Genomic DNA, 17829 nt, shown 5'->3' with positions numbered 1-17829 from the left:
GCGCCGATTGTATCTCCGGCTGCCAACGGATTTTGCCGCGCAAAAGCCGGTCGGCTACCGGGTCTTGGCGGCGACGAAGGGCGGCCGCACCACTTCGCACTCCACGGGACGGCCGCGGACGTCGACGATGATTTGCTGGCCGTCCTGCACGCCGGCGTCGGTGTCGATCAGGGCCAACCCGATTCCGATCTGCAAGGTGGGCGAGAAGGTCCCGGAGGTGGTGACCCCCACCGGCGCGTCGCCCGCGAGCACCGTCAGCCCCGGGCGGAGCACACCGCGACCGACCATGCGCAGCCCCCGCAGCAGCCGCCGCGGCCCGGCCTTCTTCTCGGCCAGCAGCGCGTCGCGACCGAAGAAGGCGTCCTTGTCCCACCCGACGGCCCAGCCGCAGCGGGCTTGCAGCGGCGAGATGTCCAGCGAAAGCTCGTGGCCGTGCAGCGGGTAACCCATCTCGGTGCGCAGGGTGTCGCGGGCGCCCAGGCCGGCGGGCTCGCCGCCCGCCTCGGACACCGCCGCAACCAGCGCGTCGAACACCACCTCCGCCGACTCCCATGGCGGCAGCAGTTCGTAACCGTGCTCGCCGGTGTAGCCGGTCCGGCAGACGCGCACCGGCACCCGGGCGTAGGTGGCATCGGCGTAGCCCATGTAGTCCATGTCGGTCGGCAGATCCAGCGCGGCAAGCACGTCCGCCGAGCGCGGACCCTGCACCGCCAGGACCGCATATGACCGGTGCTCGTTGGTGATGGTCAACTCCCCCGGCGCGGCGGCCTGCAGCGCTTCGACGACGGCGGCGGTGTTGGCCGCGTTCGGCACCAGAAAGATCTCGTCGTCGCCCACGTAGTAGGCGATCAGGTCGTCGATCACGCCGCCAGATTCGGTGCAGCACAGCGTGTATTGCGCTTTGCCCGGGCCGATGCGGCTGAGGTCGTTGGTGAGCGCGGAGTTGACGAACTGCGCCGCACCCGGTCCGCGGACCACCGCCTTGCCCAGGTGGCTGACGTCGAACAGGCCGACGGCATTGCGGGTGGCGTTGTGCTCGCTGACCGTCCCGGCATACGACACCGGCATCAGCCAGCCGCTGAACTCGGCGAAACTGGCGCCCAGCTCCCGATGCCGGTCTTCCAGCGGTCCGTGCTGCAGGTCGCTCACGACGATTCACCCTAGCCAGAGGTATTGCTGGCAGACTTGGGCAGGTGTCCGAACGTTTGGACTTCGACGCGCTCGAGGCGGCCGGAATCGCCAACCCACGCGAGCGCGCCGACCTGATCAAGTACCTCGATGACCTCGGGTTCACCGTCGAAGAAATGGCCGAGGCCGAGCAGCGCGGCCGATTGTTCGGACTGGCCGGCGATGTCCTGTCGTGGTCGGGGCGGCCGATCTACACATTTCAGGCCGCGGCCGAACAACTCGGGGTGACGCCCGAGGAGGTAGCGCACGCGTGGGCTCTGCTGGGGTTGACGGCCGCCGGTCCTGACGTTCCGGTACTGAGCCAGGCCGATGTCGACGCCCTGATGACGTGGGTGGCCGTCAAATCGGTGGTCGGCCAGGACGGTGCCTTCGGCATGCTGCGGGTGCTCGGTGCCGCGATGTCGCGGTTCGCCGAGGCTGAGTCGACGGTGATCCGGGCCGGCACGCCGGACATCCAGATGATCCACACCCACGACGAGCTCGCCACGGCGCAGGCCTATCGCGCGGTCGCGGAGTTCGTCCCGCGGATCGGGGCATTGATCGACGTTGTCCACCGCCATCACCTGATCAGCGCGCGGACCCACTTCGAAGGCGTGCTCCGCGACACGTCGGCGAGCGTGGTGTGCGGCGTCGGATTTGCGGACCTGTCTGGCTTCACTGCGCTCACTCAGGCGCTTGCCCCCGCGGAATTGTCGTACCTACTCAACGAATTCGCCGGCACGGTCTCAGAGGTGGTGCATGCCGACGGTGGACGAGTGGTCAAGTTCATCGGCGACGAGGTGATGTGGGTATGCGGGTCAGCGCAGCGCCTGGCGCAGGCGGCGGTTGATCTGGTCGACCATCCGCGCGGGCGCGAGGAGGGCTTGCAGGTGCGTGCCGGACTCGCCTACGGCACGTCGCTGGCCATCAACGGCGACTATTTCGGCAGCCCGGTCAACCTGGCTGCGCGTCTCGTGGCGGCAGCAGCGCCGTGTCAGATCCTCGCGTCGTCGGAGCTGCACGAGCAATTGCCGGACTGGCCCGCCACCATGCATGGCCCCTTGACGCTCAAGGGGTTTGCCGCTCCGGTGACCGCGTTTGAACTGCACAGCCGAGACGGTGCCGACGTCGGCCCCGGCTGAGGTGGTTAGGGTGATTGGCCGTGACCACCGAATGGGCCTACCAATCACCCACTGTCACCGTCGCCACCGCGCTGCCCAAGCGCAGTGCGGGGTCTTCGGTATTGCTGTTGCCGGTCGTCTCGACCGGCGAAGACGACCGGCCGGGGGCGGTGGTCGCGTCGGCCGAGCCGTTCCTGACCGCCGACGTGGTGGCCGAAATCGAGGCCGGCCTGCGGGCGCTGGACGCCACCGGCGCCTGTGAACAAGTGCACCGCCTGGTTGCGCCGTCGCTGCCGGTGGGCAGCGTGTTGACCGTCGGCTTGGGCAAGCCTCGCCACGAATGGCCGTCGGACACCGTCCGGCGCGCCGCCGGTGTCGCCGCACGGTCACTGGGCAACGCCGAAACCGTGATCACCACGCTCGGCGACTTGCCCGGCGAAGACATCTGCTCGGCCGTCGTCGAGGGCCTGATCCTGGGCGCCTACCGGTTCAGCGCGTTCCGCAGCGCCAAGACGGCTCCGAAAGACAGTGGCCTGCACCGCATCACCGTGCTGTCCACAGCCAAGTACGCCAAGAAGCAGAGCGAGCACGGCGCGGCCGTCGCGACCGCCGTGGCCACCGCCCGCGACTTGGTCAACACTCCGCCCAGTCATCTTTTTCCAGCCGAATTCGCCAAGCGCGCAAAGGCTTTGGGCGAAGCCGTCGGCCTCGAGGTGGAGGTGCTCGACGACAAGGCGCTGCGCAAGGCCGGCTACGGCGGCGTGATCGGCGTCGGGCAGGGCTCGTCGCGGCCGCCGCGTCTGGTACGGCTGATCCACCGCGGCTCGCGGCTGGCCAAAAACCCCAAACAGGCCAAAAAGGTGGCGCTGGTCGGTAAAGGCATCACCTTTGATACCGGCGGAATCTCGATCAAGCCGGCTGCCAACATGCACCACATGACCTCGGACATGGGCGGGGCCGCCGCGGTCATCGCGGCCGTGGCGCTGGCCGCGCAACTGGAGCTGCCAATCGACGTGATCGCGACCGTCCCGATGGCCGAGAACATGCCGTCGGACACCGCGCAGCGCCCGGGTGACGTGCTGACGCAGTATGGCGGGACCACGGTCGAGGTGCTCAACACCGACGCGGAAGGCCGGCTGATCCTGGCCGACGCGATCGTTCGGGCCTGCGAAGACGACCCCGACTACCTGATCGAGACGTCTACGCTGACCGGCGCCCAGACCGTCGCCCTGGGCGCCCGGATTCCGGGCGTGATGGGCAGCGACGAGTTCCGCGACCGCGTCGCCGCAATCTCGCAGAAGGTCGGCGAGAACGGCTGGCCAATGCCGCTGCCCGACGAACTCAAAGACGATTTGAAGTCCACAGTCGCCGACCTGGCCAACGTCAGCGGGCAGCGATTCGCCGGGATGCTGGTGGCCGGGGTGTACTTGCGCGAATTCGTTGCCGACGGAGTGCAGTGGGCCCATGTCGATGTCGCCGGCCCGGCATACAACACCGGCAGCGCCTGGGGCCACACCCCCAAGGGGGCTACCGGCGTACCGACCCGCACGCTGTTCGCGGTGCTGGAGGACATCGTGCAGAACGGCTGAGGCCGTAGTGAACCTACGGCTTTCGTTGTGAGCCTATGGCTTTCGTTGTGAACCTACGGCTTTCGTTGTGCGCCTATGGCGGGAATCCAAGCGAAATTCCTCCCAGGCTTCACGCTGAAAACCATGAATTCACAACCAAAGCCGTGAAAGCACTACCTGGTCAGCAGTGAGATCGCCGCTCTGCTCAGCTTGCGCCGCGGCCAGCCGGTGACGCCGTCGCCGGCCAGTGCGGCCTTGGCCGCGTTACGTCCGCATGCGCCGTGCACGGATCCCCCTGGGGTAGCCGAGGCGCTACCCAAATACAGTCTCTCGACCGGGGTTTCGGCTCTTCCCATCCCCGGAGCGGGACGGAAGATCAGCATCTGCTGCAGCGAAGCAGTCCCGCCGTTCAGCGCGCCCAGGTGCAGATTCGCGTCGCTGGCTTCCAGGTCCGACGGGCGTTGCACGAACCGATCGATCACTCGCGAACCGAAGCCCGGCGCGTGCTCTTCGATCACCTGATCGACGGATTTGGCCAGCTGCTCGGCCGAGGCGTCGTCGGCCACATTTCGCGGCAAATGCGTATACGCCCAAACACTTTCCGTGCCGGCAGGTGACCGGGTCGGGTCCGCCGTGGTGGTCTGGCCCAGCAGCATGAACGGATGCTCGGGTATCACCCGGGTGTTCAGATCCGCCATCCAGCGCACCAACCCGGGCCCGTCGGCGCCCAGATGAAGAGTGCCCGGTGCCTGCAGGCCGGCCGACCGCCAGGGAATCGGACCAGCCAGCGCATAGTTGACCTTGACCACCGGCGGATCCCACACATAGTGCTCGAGCTCGTGACGCAGGCCATTCGGAACCGCATCTGCGGGCAGCATGTCGCAGAACAACCGCGGTGCCGTCACGTCGGCCACCACCGCACGGCGTGCCCGGACCGTACGGCCCTCGGCTGTGGTCACCCCGACCGCCTTGCCGTCGCGCACCTGGATCCGAGAGACGTTCTGGCTGCACTCAATTCGCGCCCCCGCCGAGCATGCCCGCTGCACCAGCGCGGACGTCAACTGACCGGAACCACCGACCGGCACCGGCCAGCCGTAGTCCTGGCCGAGCATCGTCATCAAGAAACCGAACGCACCGCTGCCCGGCGCATCCAGCGGGGCGTCGGCGTGCATCGCATTGCCCAGCAACAAAATTCGTGGCGCCTCCCCGTCGAACAGTCGGTCCACCATGGTGTTGGCCGGCTGAATCAGCATATGGGCCAGCCGAACCGCCTCGGACGTACCGAGTTTGAGCAGCAACCGCAGCATCGGGACCATGGGCGGAAACGGCGCCAACATCGCATCCAGCAGCGGAGCTTTGACCTTGTTCCACAACTCGACGACGCGCCACCAGTTGTCGCCGTCGGCGCGTTCGCGGCGCGCGAATTCCGAAGCGGTGCGGGCCGGATCACGGTAGAGGATTGGCGGGTCATCGTCGTTCGCATGGCGGGGATGGCCTACGACCGCGGGTGCATGCGACCAGCGCAGCCCGTGATCCTCCAACCGCAACGCCGCCATGGCCGGTGAGGCCACCGTCATCGGGTAGAACGAGCTGAACAGATCGGTGATGTAGCCCGGTGTCAGCTCGGCGCTGCGTACCGCGCCGCCCGGTTCGGGCTGGGCTTCGAGCACCAGCACATCCCATCCGGCGTCGGCGAGCATCGATGCGGCAACCAGCCCGTGATGTCCGGCACCGATAACGACAGCGTCGACCACATCCGTCATCGCTATTTGACCTGGCTGGGCTCGAGACGCTCGGCCAGTGCGGTCAGGCGCAGCAAGCATTCGCGGTTGCGCGGATGGATGGCAAGCAAAGTCAGGCGATCGGGCACCACGTTGACCAGACCCGCCATCGGCACCTCGATCATCTCGAGCCGGCATCCTTTGGGAGTCTCGCTGAGCCGCATGGTTATTCGGGCCGCACCGAGGGGTCCCAGGCCGGCGCGCAGCACGAGTTCCTGCCCGGGGGTACAGCTTTCGACCGTGGTCTGATCGTCGATCACCAACGGCCATACCCCGATCGAATGCCGGATCGCGGAGCCCGGCTCGGGCCAATGCGAATCGACCGCTCGAGTCCGGCTATTGCCCACGACCCATTGGCTGTAGGTCCATCCGTCGGCGAGCACGTCCCAGATCTGCTGGCAGGACGCCCGCACGTCCCGGGTTGCGGCCAATTCTCGGGTCGCTGTCATAAACGGTCCTTTCCCAAACGTCCTAAGCGGAACATCTCCGCGGATACCCTCAGCGGCCGGAACTAATACGGAACAGGGCAATTTGCTCGGCGTTTAACCCCGCTGTCCAGCGGCTAATTCTGTTATCAGCTGTTATTCGACGGGAGGCCAACGATGACTGCGCGACGGGTGATCATTGCGGTGGGAGTTGCGTTGTTGCTCGCTGGCGTGATCGGACTTCTGGTGCCGGTGTCGGTGTCCGACGGAAACGGCTCTGTGGGATGTGGAAACGGCCTCGCCTCGGATCTCTCCGCGGCCAAGAGTGCCAACGAAAGGAACGGGGCGAACATCGCGATTTTCAACCAAGGTTTCCCGCACATCGACTTTGTGACGCAATGCGAGTCGTCGCTGTCGACCCGGCGCAGCTGGTCCATTCCGCTGACGCTGGTCGGGGTGGTCGCGATCAGTGGTGCCCTGCTGGTGCGACGCTCCGAAGCGGCCGGCGTCTGAGGCTGCTCAGATCACCCGCATACGCGCGGTACTGCGCAGTGCCTGCGGCAGAAACTTCGAAAGCCCGTACAGCGCATAGGCTTCCGGGGCGACGGGACGAATCGCCTTCTTATTCTTGACCGACGACAGGATCGCATCGGCCACCTTGTCCGGCCCGTAACGGCGCAGCCCGAACATCTTGTTCAGTTGCCCGCGGCGGTCGTCGACGTGCTCGTCCCGGCCCACCGGCGCGTTGAAGTGGGTGTTGCTGATGATGTTGGTGTTGATGACGCCTGGGCAGATCGTGGTAAGGCCCACCCCGGCGGCGTCCAGCTCGGCGCGCAGGCAGTCGGAGAACATGAAGCTGGCCGCCTTGGCGGTGCAGTAGGCGTTCAGCGACTGCAGCGGCGCGTACGCCGCCATCGACGACACGTTGACGATGTAGCCACCGGTGCCGCGCTCGACCAGACGCCGGGCAAATGACCGGCAGGCGTTGACCATACCACCGAGATTGACCTCGAGCACGCGGTCGAACTGCTCGGGCGGGGTGTCCAGGAACCGTCCCGCATGCCCGATGCCGGCGTTGTTGACGACGATGTCGGGTAGGCCGTGCTCGGCGGTTACCCGCTCGGCGAAGGCCTCGACCGCGTCGGCGTCCGACACGTCGAGCACATACGGGTAGGCCACACCGCCGCGCGCGGCGATCTCGGTTGCGGTTTCCTTGACGGCGGCCTCGTCGATGTCGCTGACCACCACTTCGGCGCCTTCGCGCGCGAAGGCAAAGGCCGTCTCGCGGCCGATTCCGCTGCCGGCGCCCGTGATCGACACCAGGGTGTCGCCGAAGTATGCGCGCGGACGCCCGATTTGCGCGCGCAGCATCGCCCGGCTCGGCGGCTTGCCCTCGACCAGGTCGGCGAAGTCGTGCACGGCGGTCGCCATCACCTGTGGGTGCGACATCGGCGAGAAGTGCCCTGCCTTGATGTCGCGACGCCACAACCGCGGGACCCAGCGTGCGGTCTCGTCGTACCCGTAGGGCCGCACGTACTTGTCTTGGGTGTTGACGATCAGCTGCACGGGCGCGTCGACGACCGGCACCGGCCGCTTCCTGGAGAATGAGCGAAAGTAGTTGGCGGGGTAGACCTTTACGGAACGGGCGGCATCGCTGGGCAATGACGCGGAGTGGTGGATCTTATCCTCGGGGATGTTGTCGACGATATTGCGCCGCACCGCCGCGACGGATAACACCATTCGCAGGAACAGCGGCGCCAGCACAGGCATCGACAAAAACAGCATGTAACTGAAGCGCAGCGCCTGGCTGATCGACCGCAGAAACCGTCGCGGGCGCCAGGGCCGGCGCAGGCCGCCGAAGACGTAGGCGACTACCTGATCCTGACTTGGGCCGGACACCGAGGTGAACGACGCGACGCGGTCGCTGGCGCCGGGCCGGCTCAAGTATTCCCAGATTCCGACCGAGCCCCAGTCGTGCGCCAGCACATGGACCTGCTGGCCGGGGCTGAGCTCGCCGGTGACGGCGGCGAAGTCGTCGGCGAAGCGCTCCATGGTGTACGCCGAAACGCGTTTGGGCGTCGAAGACAGCCCGACGCCGCGGTTGTCGTAGCGGATGATCCGGAACCGATCGGCCAGCAGCGGAACCACCCCGTCCCACAGGACATGCGAGTCCGGGAAGCCGTGCACCAGCACGACGGTCGGGCCGTCGGGATTGCCTTCCTCGTAGACCGCGATGCGCACGCCGTCCGCGCTGTCGACGAACTGCTGGGGTGCTTGTGGTGATACCGGCATCGGACCTCGCTACCTGGGGGTTGAGCTGTGGCCACACCGTAGCAAGCCGGCCGGCACGGCTCCCCCGACGACTGCGCCCCTCAATGTGTGCCCACAAAGGGGCGATGACAGGATAGTTTCGTTCTGGTAAGCCAGACGACGACCTGGGCCGACCCACGAGTGATCGAGGAGTCAAACGAATGGCGTTCTCCGTCCAGATGCCGGCACTTGGTGAGAGCGTCACCGAGGGAACGGTCACCCGCTGGCTCAAGCAAGAAGGCGACACCGTCGAACTCGACGAGCCTCTGGTGGAGGTGTCGACGGACAAGGTGGACACCGAAATCCCGTCGCCCGCCGCCGGAGTGCTGACCAAGATCATCGCCCAGGAGGACGACACCGTCGAGGTCGGTGGGGACCTGGCGATCATCGGCGATGGAACCGAAGGCGGCGCGCCGGAAGCCGACACCTCCGGAGAAGCGGCGGCTCAACCGGAACCCGAGCCGAAGCCGGAACCCCAGTCGAAGCCTGAACCTCAGTCGAAGCCGGAACCCGAACCGCAGGCACCCGCCCCGTCGCAGCCCGAGCCCGAGCCGGCGGCGCCGGCCCAGCAGCCCTCTGGCAAGGAGAGCACCACGCCGGTGTTGATGCCCGAGCTCGGCGAGTCGGTCACCGAGGGCACCGTGACGCGCTGGCTCAAGAATGTCGGCGACTCGGTTCAGGTCGACGAGCCTCTGGTGGAAGTGTCCACCGACAAGGTGGACACCGAGATTCCGTCACCGGTGGCCGGCGTCCTGGTCAGCATTACCGCCGAGGAGGACGTGACCGTCCCGGTCGGCGGCGAGTTGGCGCGCATCGGCGTCCCCTCCGAGGGCGCCGCCGCACCCGCCCCGGCACCCGAGCCCAAGCCGGAACCCAAGCCCGAGCCCAAGCCGGAACCCAAGCCCGAGCCCAAACCGGAACCCAAGCCCGAAGCCGCCAAGCCAGCCCCGGCACCGGAGCCGAAACCGGAGCCCCAGCCTCAGCCCGAGCCCGAACCGGCAGCCGCGACGGCCGAGGGTGACGGTGGGCCCTACGTGACGCCGCTGGTGCGAAAACTGGCCGCCGAGAACAACATTGACCTCGCCGAGGTGACCGGCACCGGCGTCGGCGGCCGGATCCGCAAGCAGGACGTACTGGCCGCCGCGGAGAAAAAACAACAGGCCAGGCAGGCACCTGCCGCCCAGGCCCCCGCCGCGCCAGCGCCCGCTGCCCCCGCACCCGCTGCGGCGCCGGCCCTTGCCCACCTGCGCGGCACCACGCAGAAGGCCAGCCGGATCCGTCAGATCACGGCCACCAAGACCCGCGAATCGTTGCAGGTGACCGCGCAGCTCACGCAGACGCACGAGGTCGACATGACCAAGATCGTGGCGCTGCGGGCCAAAGCCAAGGCGGCCTTCGCCGAACGCGAGGGCGTGAACCTGACCTATCTGCCGTTCATCGCCCGCGCGGTGATCGACGCGCTGAAGATTCATCCCAACATCAACGCGAGCTACAACGAGGAAACCAAGGAGATCACCTACTACGACGCCGAGCACCTGGGCTTCGCGGTCGACACCGAACAGGGGCTGCTGTCCCCCGTCATCCACAATGCCGGCGACTTGTCGCTGGCAGGCCTGGCACGTGCGATCGTCGATATCGCCGCACGGGCACGGTCGGGCAACCTCAAACCCGACGAATTGTCCGGCGGCACTTTCACTATCACCAACATCGGCAGCCAGGGCGCGCTGTTCGACACCCCGATCCTGGTGCCGCCCCAGGCCGCCATGCTGGGCACCGGCGCCATCGTCAAGCGCCCGCGGGTGGTCGTCGACGCGTTGGGCAACGAGTCGGTGGGGATCCGGTCGATCTGTTACCTGCCGTTGACCTACGACCACCGGCTGATCGACGGCGCCGATGCGGGACGTTTCCTCACCACCATCAAGAACCGGCTCGAAGAGGGAGCGTTCGAGGCAGATTTAGGGCTGTGACGCGGTGGCTCGAGCTGACCACAAGGCCGTCGTCGCGATCGCGGGTTCGTCTGGCCTGATCGGTTCGGCCCTGGCCGCGGCGCTGCGCGCCAACGACCATCCGGTGCTGCGTATCGTACGGCGAACACCGACGAATTCCGAAGAGCTGCACTGGAATCCGGAGAGCGGCGAATTCGACATCGACGCGCTGGCCGAGGTCGACGCCGTCGTCAACCTGTGCGGGGTCAACATCGGCCGGCGCCGCTGGTCGGGCGCCTTCAAGCAGAGCCTGCGCGACAGCCGCATCGCGCCCACCGAGGTGTTGTCCGCCGCAGTCGCAGACGCCGGCGTCGAGACGTTGATCAACGCCAGCGCGGTGGGCTACTACGGGAACACCAAGGATCGTGTCGTCGACGAAAACGACAGGGCCGGAACGGGTTTCCTGGCGCAGCTATGTGCCGACTGGGAAGCGGCAACCTTGCCCGCACAGTACGCCGGTTGCCGGGTGGTACTGGCCCGCACCGGGGTGGTGCTGTCCCCGGCCGGCGGCGCCCTGCGCAGGATGCGACCGCTGTTCTCGGCCGGCCTGGGGGCCCGGCTGGGCAGCGGTCGGCAGTACATGTCTTGGATCACCCTGGAAGACGAGGTGCGTGCGCTGCTGTTCGCCATCTCACACGCCTCGCTGTCCGGCCCGGTCAACATGACCGGGCCGGCGCCGGTCACCAACGCCGAGTTCACCACCGCCTTCGGCCGCGCGGTCAACCGCCCGACCCCGTTGATGCTGCCTGGCTTCGCGCTGCGGGCGGCACTCGGCGAATTCGCCGACGAGGGGTTGCTCATCGGTCAACGCGCCATCCCGTCGGCGCTGGAGGCCGCCGGTTTCCGGTTTCACCACAACACCATCGGTGAAGCGCTCGCCTACGCCACCGCCCGGCGCGACGCGGATTGACGAGTAATCTCACGGGCATGAGTTCCATCCGGTCGGCATCGACCGCGATCGACGTGCGCTGGCTGGGCACGATCGACTACCGCGCCGCGTGGCAATTGCAGCGGGACTTGGCCGACGCGCGCGTCGCCGGCGGCTCCGACACCTTGCTGCTGCTGGAACACCCGCCGGTCTACACGGCCGGACGGCGCACCGAGCCGCACGAACGACCTGTGGACGGAACCCCGGTCATAGACACCGACCGCGGCGGCAAGATCACCTGGCATGGTCCCGGACAGCTGGTCGGCTATCCGATCATCGGGCTGGCAGAGCCGCTGGATGTGGTCAATTACGTTCGGCGCCTTGAGGAATCGCTGATCAAGGTGTGTACCGGCCTGGGCCTGCACGCAGGCCGGGTCGACGGGCGCTCCGGGGTCTGGATCCCCGGCCGGCCCCCGCGCAAGGTCGCGGCGATCGGGGTGCGGGTATCGCGCGCCACCACGCTGCACGGGTTCGCGCTCAACTGCGACTGCGACTTGGCCGCGTTCACCGCGATCGTGCCGTGCGGCATCAGCGACGCCGGCGTGACGTCGTTGTCGGCCGAGCTCACGCGCAGGGTGACCGTCGAGGACGTCCGGACGGCGGTTGCCGACGCCGTTTGCGACGCCCTGGACGGACGCCTCGCTCTGACCTGGCAGCCGACCCCGGCCCGCGTAGCATCAGTACCGTGACTGTCGCTCCGGAGGGCCGCAGGCTGTTGCGCCTCGAAGTGCGCAACGCGCAGACGCCGATCGAGCGCAAGCCACCGTGGATCAAGACCCGAGCACGGATGGGACGCGAGTACACCGAGCTGAAAAGCCTGGTCCGCCGCGAGGGCCTGCACACCGTCTGCGAAGAGGCCGGCTGCCCCAACATCTTCGAATGCTGGGAGGACCGGGAAGCCACCTTCCTGATCGGCGGCGACCAGTGCACCCGTCGCTGCGACTTCTGCCAGATCGACACCGGCAAGCCCGCTGCGCTGGATCGCGACGAGCCCCGGCGGGTCGCCGAGAGTGTGCAGACGATGGGTTTGCGCTACGCCACCGTCACCGGTGTCGCACGCGACGACTTGCCCGACGGCGGCGCCTGGCTTTACGCGCAGACCGTCCGCGCCATCAAAGAGCTCAACCCCGCCACCGGCGTCGAACTGTTGATCCCCGACTTCAACGGCGAGCCCGTCCGGCTGAACGAGGTCTTCGAGTCACGCCCAGAAGTGTTGGCGCACAACGTCGAAACGGTACCCCGCATCTTCAGGCGGATTAGGCCCGCCTTCAGCTACCAGCGCAGCCTGGATGTGCTGACCGCGGCGCGTGACTTCGGTCTGGTGACCAAGAGCAACCTGATCCTCGGCCTGGGCGAGACCCCGGACGAGGTGCGCACCGCCCTGGTCGACCTGCGGCAGGCGGGCTGCGACATCGTCACCATCACTCAATATCTGCGGCCCTCTGCGCGCCACCATCCGGTCGAGCGCTGGGTACCACCCGACGAGTTCGCCGAGTACGCGCAATACGCCGAAGGGCTCGGCTACGACGGAGTGCTGGCCGGGCCACTGGTGCGGTCTTCGTACCGCGCGGGCCGGCTCTACGCGCAGGCCGCGGCCCGCCACCGCGCCTCGGCCCCGCGCTGAGCGCAACTATCCTTGGGGACTATGGCTAAACCCCGAACCGCCGCGGAGAACAAGGCTGCCCGAGCCGAGGCCAAGGCGGCCGCCAAGGCCGCCGGTCGTCAGCGACGGGCCCAGATGTGGCAGCTGTTCACCACCCAACGCAAAGAGGACAAGCGTCTGCTGCCGTACATGATCGGCGCCTTTGTGTTGGTCGCCGGCGTATCTTCGGCTTTTGGCGTGCTGTCCGGCGGCGGGATCAGCATGATCATGATGATCGTGCTCGGCGTGGTGCTGGGCGTGCTGGTGGCGTTCGTCATATTCACCCGTCGCGCCCAGCGCAGCATTTATCGGCAGGCCGAGGGCCAAACCGGAGCGGCGGGCTGGGTGCTGGACAACATGCGCGGCAAGTGGCGGGTCACGCCGGCCGTGGCCGGCACCGGCCACTTGGACGTGGTGCACCGGGTACTCGGCCGGCCCGGCGTCATCCTGGTCGGCGAGGGATCGCCAACCCGGGTGAAACCGCTGCTGGCTCAGGAGAAGAAGCGCACCGCGCGCCTGGTCGGCGACGTGCCGATCTACGACATCATCGTCGGCAACGGCGACGGCGAGGTCCCGCTGGCGAAGCTGGAGCGCCACCTGACTCGTCTTCCGACCAACATCAACACCAAGCAAATCGACTCGCTGGAGTCGCGATTGTCTGCGCTGGGATCGCGCGCCGGCGCCGGCGCATTGCCGAAGGGGCCGCTGCCCAATGCCGGCAAGATGCGCGGGGTGCAGCGGACGGTCCGCCGGAAATAGGGCTAGCGCCGTACTACCGCGGTTCCGGTCAGCCGGTCCTGCAGCCCGCGCCCGTCGCTGTCGGTGAACAGCGGCGGGACCACCAAAAAGATCAAGAGTCCGCGGGCCAACAGCGCGACGATTCCCACGTGCCGGCCGTCCACCGCCGCCACCTGCAGGCCCATTACCAGCTGGCCCGGGGTGAATCCGAACAGGCGCACCGACACTGCGCCCAGCACCAGCCAGACGAGCAAAATCATCGTCGACAACATCGTCTTGGAATACGCGCCGAACCCCATTGCCAGCAGTGCCAGGCCGTAGGCGATTAGCCAGTCGATGATCAGCGCCACCAGTCGGCGCCCCATCGAAGCGAGTGAACCGGTGCCCGTCTGCGGCAGGCCGAGCGCCTCGCCGGGGTATCCCGGCTGCGGTCCCGCGGTCATTGGTGTGGTCCCGGATCCCAGGTCAACGGACACCAGTTACGATCTTGCGGGCCATGGCCTCACAATAGGGCGAGAGTTACTCGGAGTCCGATGCGGGCGGCATGGTCACGTAACGTCCGCGCAACACGGGGTTGATAAACGAGCAACAACAACTCCATAGCGTCGGCCGCGAATTACCAAGTAAAGGAGCCTTCAGTGACGGAAATGACGCCCGACGACGTCTTCAAACTCGCGAAAGACGAAGACGTTGAGTTTGTCGACGTCCGGTTCTGCGACCTGCCCGGAATCATGCAGCACTTCACGATCCCGGCGACCGTGCTCGACGAGAGCTTGTTCGAAGAGGGCGTGGCCTTTGACGGCTCGTCCATTCGCGGCTTCCAGGCCATCCACGAATCCGACATGGTGCTGCTTCCGGACCCGGACACCGCGCAGATCGACCCATTCCGCGAGGCGAAGACGCTGAACCTCAACTTCTTTGTCCACGACCCGTTCACCCTCGAGCCGTACTCGCGCGACCCGCGCAACATTGCCCGCAAGGCCGAGGCCTACCTGGCCAGCACCGGGATCGCTGACACCGCGTACTTCGGCGCCGAGGCCGAGTTCTACATCTTCGACTCGGTCAGCTTCGACTCGACCGCCAACGGGTCGTTCTACGAGGTGGACGCGATCTCGGGGTGGTGGAACACCGGCAACGCGACCGAGAGCGACGGCAGCGCCAACCGCGGCTACAAGGTGCGCCACAAGGGCGGATACTTCCCGGTTGCCCCCAACGACCACTACGTCGACCTGCGCGACAAGATGCTGACCAACCTGATCAAGGCCGGCTTCATCCTGGAGAAGGGCCACCACGAGGTCGGCACCGGCGGCCAGGCCGAGATCAACTATCAGTTCAACTCGCTGCTGCACGCCGCGGACGATTTGCAGCTGTACAAGTACATCGTCAAGAACACCGCGTGGCAGCACGGCAAGACCGTCACGTTCATGCCCAAGCCGCTGTTCGGCGACAACGGCTCCGGCATGCACACGCATCAGTCGCTGTGGAAAGACGGCAGCCCGCTGATGTACGACGAGACGGGGTATGCCGGCCTGTCGGACACCGCGCGCCATTACATCGGCGGGTTGCTGCACCACGCGCCGTCGCTGCTGGCGTTCACCAACCCGACGGTGAACTCCTACAAGCGCTTGGTTCCGGGTTACGAGGCACCGATCAACCTGGTGTACAGCCAGCGCAACCGGTCGGCATGCGTGCGAATCCCGATCACCGGTAACAACCCGAAGGCCAAGCGGCTGGAGTTCCGCTGCCCCGACTCGTCCGGCAACCCGTACCTGGCGTTCTCGGCGATGTTGATGGCCGGCCTGGACGGCATCAAGAACAAGATCGAGCCGCAGGCGCCGGTCGACAAGGACCTCTACGAGTTGCCGCCGGAGGAGGCCGCGAACATTCCGCAGGCGCCCACCCAGCTGTCTGCGGTGATCGACCGCTTGGAGGCCGACCACGAATACCTCACGGAGGGAGGGGTTTTCACGCCCGACCTGATCGAGACGTGGATCAGCTTCAAGCGTGAGAACGAGATTGATCCGGTGAACATCCGGCCGCATCCGTACGAATTCGCGCTCTACTTCGACGTGTAAGTCGGCTGACGCGCGGGCCTTCCGCTTCGCGATCACATCCGATTGCGAAGCGGGAGGCCAACTGCCGCAGCACGTGCGGCACGTCGGAGTCCGCGGACAGCGGTCGTAGCCAAAGGTGCTGGAACACAAGGAGTTTGCGCGGTACACCCTGAAGTGGGGCACCGATTTATTGAGTGCCCGGCCAGGACGACGAAGCAACGGCTCGGAGACCTGCAATAGCAGCGGCTCCGGCGTGTGACAATTTGCTGATGATGGACAGCGATGATGCTGAGAATCCTGATCTCGAACGTCAGCTTGGCAGCTCCGATGTAGCTCGACCACCGGCGGGCTCGGACCGCTCGCAGACCGACGCAGCATCGAGTTCTCTTCTGGATCAACGCCGATTCGTGGCAACACGTATCCCGACCACCAGGCAGCACGTGTCTGCATTCGGATTAGTAATATTGCTGCTTTTTTGCGCGACCCTGGTCGTGCCCCGAGCGGGCGTTCCTTTTTCCACGTCCATCAGCCCCGTGTTGTTCGTGGTGAGTTGCGTCCTGGGATTCCTGATTTATCGGCGACTGATGAAGAAAAAGGTCGTCATTAGCGTTACCCCCACCGGCCTGACTGTCGACCAGCGGCCAGGTGACGTTTTCTCATTCCAGGACGCCCAGCTCGGTCAATGGAGTGCTGGGGGGCGCGGATCGGGCAGAGCGCTTGTCTTGGTAGCCGGCGCGCACCGATTTGTCCTGGGCGAAACCGGGTCTCGTGCCAGCGAAGCGCCGACCTCTGGGCCACAAGTGGACGTTTTAGATCTCGAGGCCTGGATAGACCCTCAAACCTTGAACGGGCTGCTCGCTGTCGTCGGCAAACGACAGGCGCGGGAGGTACGCGAGCCCGCACCGGCGCAGCGGGCCGATCAGACCACAACGAACGCTTCGCTGCAGACCAGGCGGCCGCTCAACTGGGCGGTGCTGATACTTGGCGGGTTCGGCCTGCTGGCGTTGGTGTGGGCCGGGCTCAACACCCTGCATGTTTATTGGGACTCGGCATATCAGTATGAGCTCGGCACCCCCACCACGGCGACCATCGACCACTGCCACCAATCGAGCAGTAAGGGACACCTCATTACCTGCACAGGTACCTGGACTGTCAACGGACACACCCAATCCGGCCCGATCGACAACGGCGTCTTCATGGGCAACAGGAAATTCGCCGCCGGATCATCCCTGGCCGTGCACGTCAAAGACGGCACCGCCTACACGTCCCACACGATTGGTTCATCGATCTTGCCTGTGGGTTTCTTCGGGTTAGCACTGATCGGAGGCTGCGCATTGTTTATTCGAGGTGTGTGGAGCGCGCGCAGGGCCCGGTAGGAAAGTCGGCTGGTGCGTAACGTTCCTCGGTTTTCCTGGCGCGGCCAGGTGTATCAGGACGCTCCTTCGGCCCCGAAAAGGCGTTGGGCGAGTTCGTATTCCACCCCTCATCACCCGATGCTGCCAAAGACGACGGGGTGCTGATGGGTTATGTGTATGACCGGCCTACCGACCGCAGCGAATTGGCGGTTCTGGACGCGCAAACGCTTCAGGACATCGCGCGGATTAAACTACCGCATCGAGTCCCTGCCGGCTTCCACGGCAACTGGGTGCCGAGCGTCAACTAAAGAAAGCGCCGAAAGTTGAGCGGCGCGCACACCGTCGGCGACCCAGTCGGCCCGCGCCGCACCGTGACACTTTAACCGCGCGCACCTGCAGCGGCGTGCCTTCAGTGTCGCGGGCCGTACGACCGCGCGCGGAGTTAGCCCCACCCCGCGAGTCCTACATTTTGGGGCGATGACCGATGATTCCCCGCGACATTCGCACCGGCGTCCCGTCGACCATCTCGACCACCTCCAGCCACGCGCCCGGAGCCACGTAGTGCCGGTTGATGTCCTCGCGCTTCATCTGAATGATCAATACGCCGGCATCGGTGACCTCGAAGCTGTCGAATGCGCCGTAGTCCCGCGTCTCGCCGTTGGCGAACACCACCGTAAACACCATGCGTTGCAGTATGCGTGCCCCCGCGAGCAGACGCAAAATCGCCCAAAACCGGCACGAACAATGGGATTTTG

16 protein-coding genes and 1 pseudogene are annotated in these 17829 nt (G+C 66.4%); 11 read left to right on the top strand and 6 right to left on the bottom strand.

The annotated features are described in order from the left end of the window. Positions 1 to 54: 54 nt before the first annotated feature. Positions 55 to 1149 (bottom strand): glycine cleavage system aminomethyltransferase GcvT, encoded by a 1095-nt coding sequence (gcvT, locus tag AC5Y2L_RS21745; RefSeq protein WP_499931724.1) that lies wholly within the window; start codon positions 1147 to 1149, stop codon positions 55 to 57. Positions 1150 to 1193: 44 nt separating this feature from the next. Between gcvT and AC5Y2L_RS21740 the strand changes: the two genes are divergently transcribed. Together AC5Y2L_RS21740 and AC5Y2L_RS21735 are read left to right on the top strand one after the other, a co-directional pair. Next, entirely contained in the window at positions 1194 to 2309 is a 1116-nt protein-coding gene (locus AC5Y2L_RS21740) for an adenylate/guanylate cyclase domain-containing protein (RefSeq protein ID WP_499931726.1), read from the top strand. A gap of 20 nt (positions 2310 to 2329) precedes the next feature. Continuing rightward, positions 2330 to 3877 (top strand): leucyl aminopeptidase, encoded by a 1548-nt coding sequence (locus AC5Y2L_RS21735; protein WP_499931728.1) that lies wholly within the window; start codon positions 2330 to 2332, stop codon positions 3875 to 3877. A 152-nt stretch (positions 3878 to 4029) separates the two neighbouring features. Here AC5Y2L_RS21735 and AC5Y2L_RS21730 read toward each other — a convergent pair whose 3' ends face one another. Beyond that, positions 4030 to 5619, bottom strand: coding sequence for a phytoene desaturase family protein (locus AC5Y2L_RS21730; protein ID WP_499931731.1), 1590 nt, complete (start codon positions 5617 to 5619; stop codon positions 4030 to 4032). A 2-nt stretch (positions 5620 to 5621) separates the two neighbouring features. Continuing rightward, complete coding sequence (locus tag AC5Y2L_RS21725; RefSeq protein WP_499931733.1) at positions 5622 to 6086, bottom strand: SRPBCC family protein; 465 nt, start codon at positions 6084 to 6086, stop codon at positions 5622 to 5624. Between the two features lie 153 nt (positions 6087 to 6239). Here AC5Y2L_RS21725 and AC5Y2L_RS21720 point away from each other — a divergent pair, with 153 nt between their 5' ends. Further along, the gene (locus AC5Y2L_RS21720) at positions 6240 to 6575 is read left to right on the top strand and encodes an aminopeptidase (RefSeq protein WP_499931735.1); all 336 of its coding nucleotides are present in this window, start codon (positions 6240 to 6242) and stop codon (positions 6573 to 6575) included. A 6-nt stretch (positions 6576 to 6581) separates the two neighbouring features. Here the strand turns inward: AC5Y2L_RS21720 and AC5Y2L_RS21715 are convergent, their stop codons facing one another. After that, on the bottom strand, positions 6582 to 8354 hold the full coding sequence (locus AC5Y2L_RS21715; protein WP_499944553.1) for an SDR family oxidoreductase: 1773 nt from the start codon (positions 8352 to 8354) through the stop codon (positions 6582 to 6584). Positions 8355 to 8533: 179 nt separating this feature from the next. Between AC5Y2L_RS21715 and sucB the strand changes: the two genes are divergently transcribed. The 5 genes from sucB to AC5Y2L_RS21690 are packed head-to-tail and all read left to right on the top strand — an operon-like array spanning position 8534 to position 13686. After that, entirely contained in the window at positions 8534 to 10339 is a 1806-nt protein-coding gene (gene sucB, locus AC5Y2L_RS21710; protein ID WP_499931739.1) for a 2-oxoglutarate dehydrogenase, E2 component, dihydrolipoamide succinyltransferase, read from the top strand. A gap of 4 nt (positions 10340 to 10343) precedes the next feature. Then, a complete protein-coding gene (locus AC5Y2L_RS21705; RefSeq protein WP_499931741.1) occupies positions 10344 to 11267 on the top strand; it encodes a TIGR01777 family oxidoreductase in 924 nt (307 codons plus the stop codon). 17 nt (positions 11268 to 11284) lie between these two features. Further along, complete coding sequence (lipB, locus tag AC5Y2L_RS21700) at positions 11285 to 11974, top strand: lipoyl(octanoyl) transferase LipB (protein WP_499931743.1); 690 nt, start codon at positions 11285 to 11287, stop codon at positions 11972 to 11974. After that, positions 11971 to 12909, top strand: coding sequence for a lipoyl synthase (lipA, locus tag AC5Y2L_RS21695; protein ID WP_499931746.1), 939 nt, complete (start codon positions 11971 to 11973; stop codon positions 12907 to 12909). Before lipB ends, lipA begins: the two co-directional genes overlap by 4 nt. A 21-nt stretch (positions 12910 to 12930) precedes the next feature. Then, positions 12931 to 13686 (top strand): DUF4191 domain-containing protein, encoded by a 756-nt coding sequence (locus AC5Y2L_RS21690; RefSeq protein ID WP_499931749.1) that lies wholly within the window; start codon positions 12931 to 12933, stop codon positions 13684 to 13686. 2 nt (positions 13687 to 13688) lie between these two features. Here AC5Y2L_RS21690 and AC5Y2L_RS21685 read toward each other — a convergent pair whose 3' ends face one another. Further along, positions 13689 to 14108, bottom strand: a complete 420-nt coding sequence (locus AC5Y2L_RS21685; RefSeq protein WP_499932393.1) for an RDD family protein — start codon at positions 14106 to 14108, stop codon at positions 13689 to 13691. Between the two features lie 195 nt (positions 14109 to 14303). Here AC5Y2L_RS21685 and glnA point away from each other — a divergent pair, with 195 nt between their 5' ends. The 3 genes and pseudogenes from glnA to AC5Y2L_RS21670 form a co-directional block, all read left to right on the top strand. Beyond that, entirely contained in the window at positions 14304 to 15740 is a 1437-nt protein-coding gene (gene glnA, locus AC5Y2L_RS21680) for a type I glutamate--ammonia ligase (protein WP_499931752.1), read from the top strand. Between the two features lie 242 nt (positions 15741 to 15982). Next, positions 15983 to 17095, top strand: a complete 1113-nt coding sequence (locus AC5Y2L_RS21675; protein WP_499944548.1) for a hypothetical protein — start codon at positions 15983 to 15985, stop codon at positions 17093 to 17095. A 59-nt stretch (positions 17096 to 17154) separates the two neighbouring features. Beyond that, positions 17155 to 17382, top strand: a pseudogene (locus AC5Y2L_RS21670) (carotenoid oxygenase family protein); the annotation flags it as partial. Positions 17383 to 17536: 154 nt separating this feature from the next. On the opposite strand, the gene AC5Y2L_RS21665 reads toward AC5Y2L_RS21670, so the two are convergent. After that, a complete protein-coding gene (locus tag AC5Y2L_RS21665) occupies positions 17537 to 17758 on the bottom strand; it encodes a hypothetical protein (protein ID WP_067379617.1) in 222 nt (73 codons plus the stop codon). Positions 17759 to 17829 lie beyond the last annotated feature (71 nt).

The organism is Mycobacterium sp. NGS66 (assembly GCF_059812225.1).
This window is presented reverse-complemented; position numbering and strand designations above follow the sequence as displayed.

Coding starts and splice junctions, on each gene's coding strand:
- AC5Y2L_RS21730 (WP_499931731.1), bottom strand. CDS start 5,619: ATGACGGATGTGGTCGACGCTGTCGTTATCGGTGCCGGACATCACGGG.
- AC5Y2L_RS21715 (WP_499944553.1), bottom strand. CDS start 8,354: ATGCCGGTATCACCACAAGCACCCCAGCAGTTCGTCGACAGCGCGGAC.
- AC5Y2L_RS21665 (WP_067379617.1), bottom strand. CDS start 17,758: ATGGTGTTTACGGTGGTGTTCGCCAACGGCGAGACGCGGGACTACGGC.
- AC5Y2L_RS21685 (WP_499932393.1), bottom strand. CDS start 14,108: ATGACCGCGGGACCGCAGCCGGGATACCCCGGCGAGGCGCTCGGCCTG.
- sucB (WP_499931739.1), top strand. CDS start 8,534: ATGGCGTTCTCCGTCCAGATGCCGGCACTTGGTGAGAGCGTCACCGAG.
- AC5Y2L_RS21690 (WP_499931749.1), top strand. CDS start 12,931: ATGGCTAAACCCCGAACCGCCGCGGAGAACAAGGCTGCCCGAGCCGAG.
- AC5Y2L_RS21725 (WP_499931733.1), bottom strand. CDS start 6,086: ATGACAGCGACCCGAGAATTGGCCGCAACCCGGGACGTGCGGGCGTCC.
- lipB (WP_499931743.1), top strand. CDS start 11,285: ATGAGTTCCATCCGGTCGGCATCGACCGCGATCGACGTGCGCTGGCTG.
- AC5Y2L_RS21720 (WP_499931735.1), top strand. CDS start 6,240: ATGACTGCGCGACGGGTGATCATTGCGGTGGGAGTTGCGTTGTTGCTC.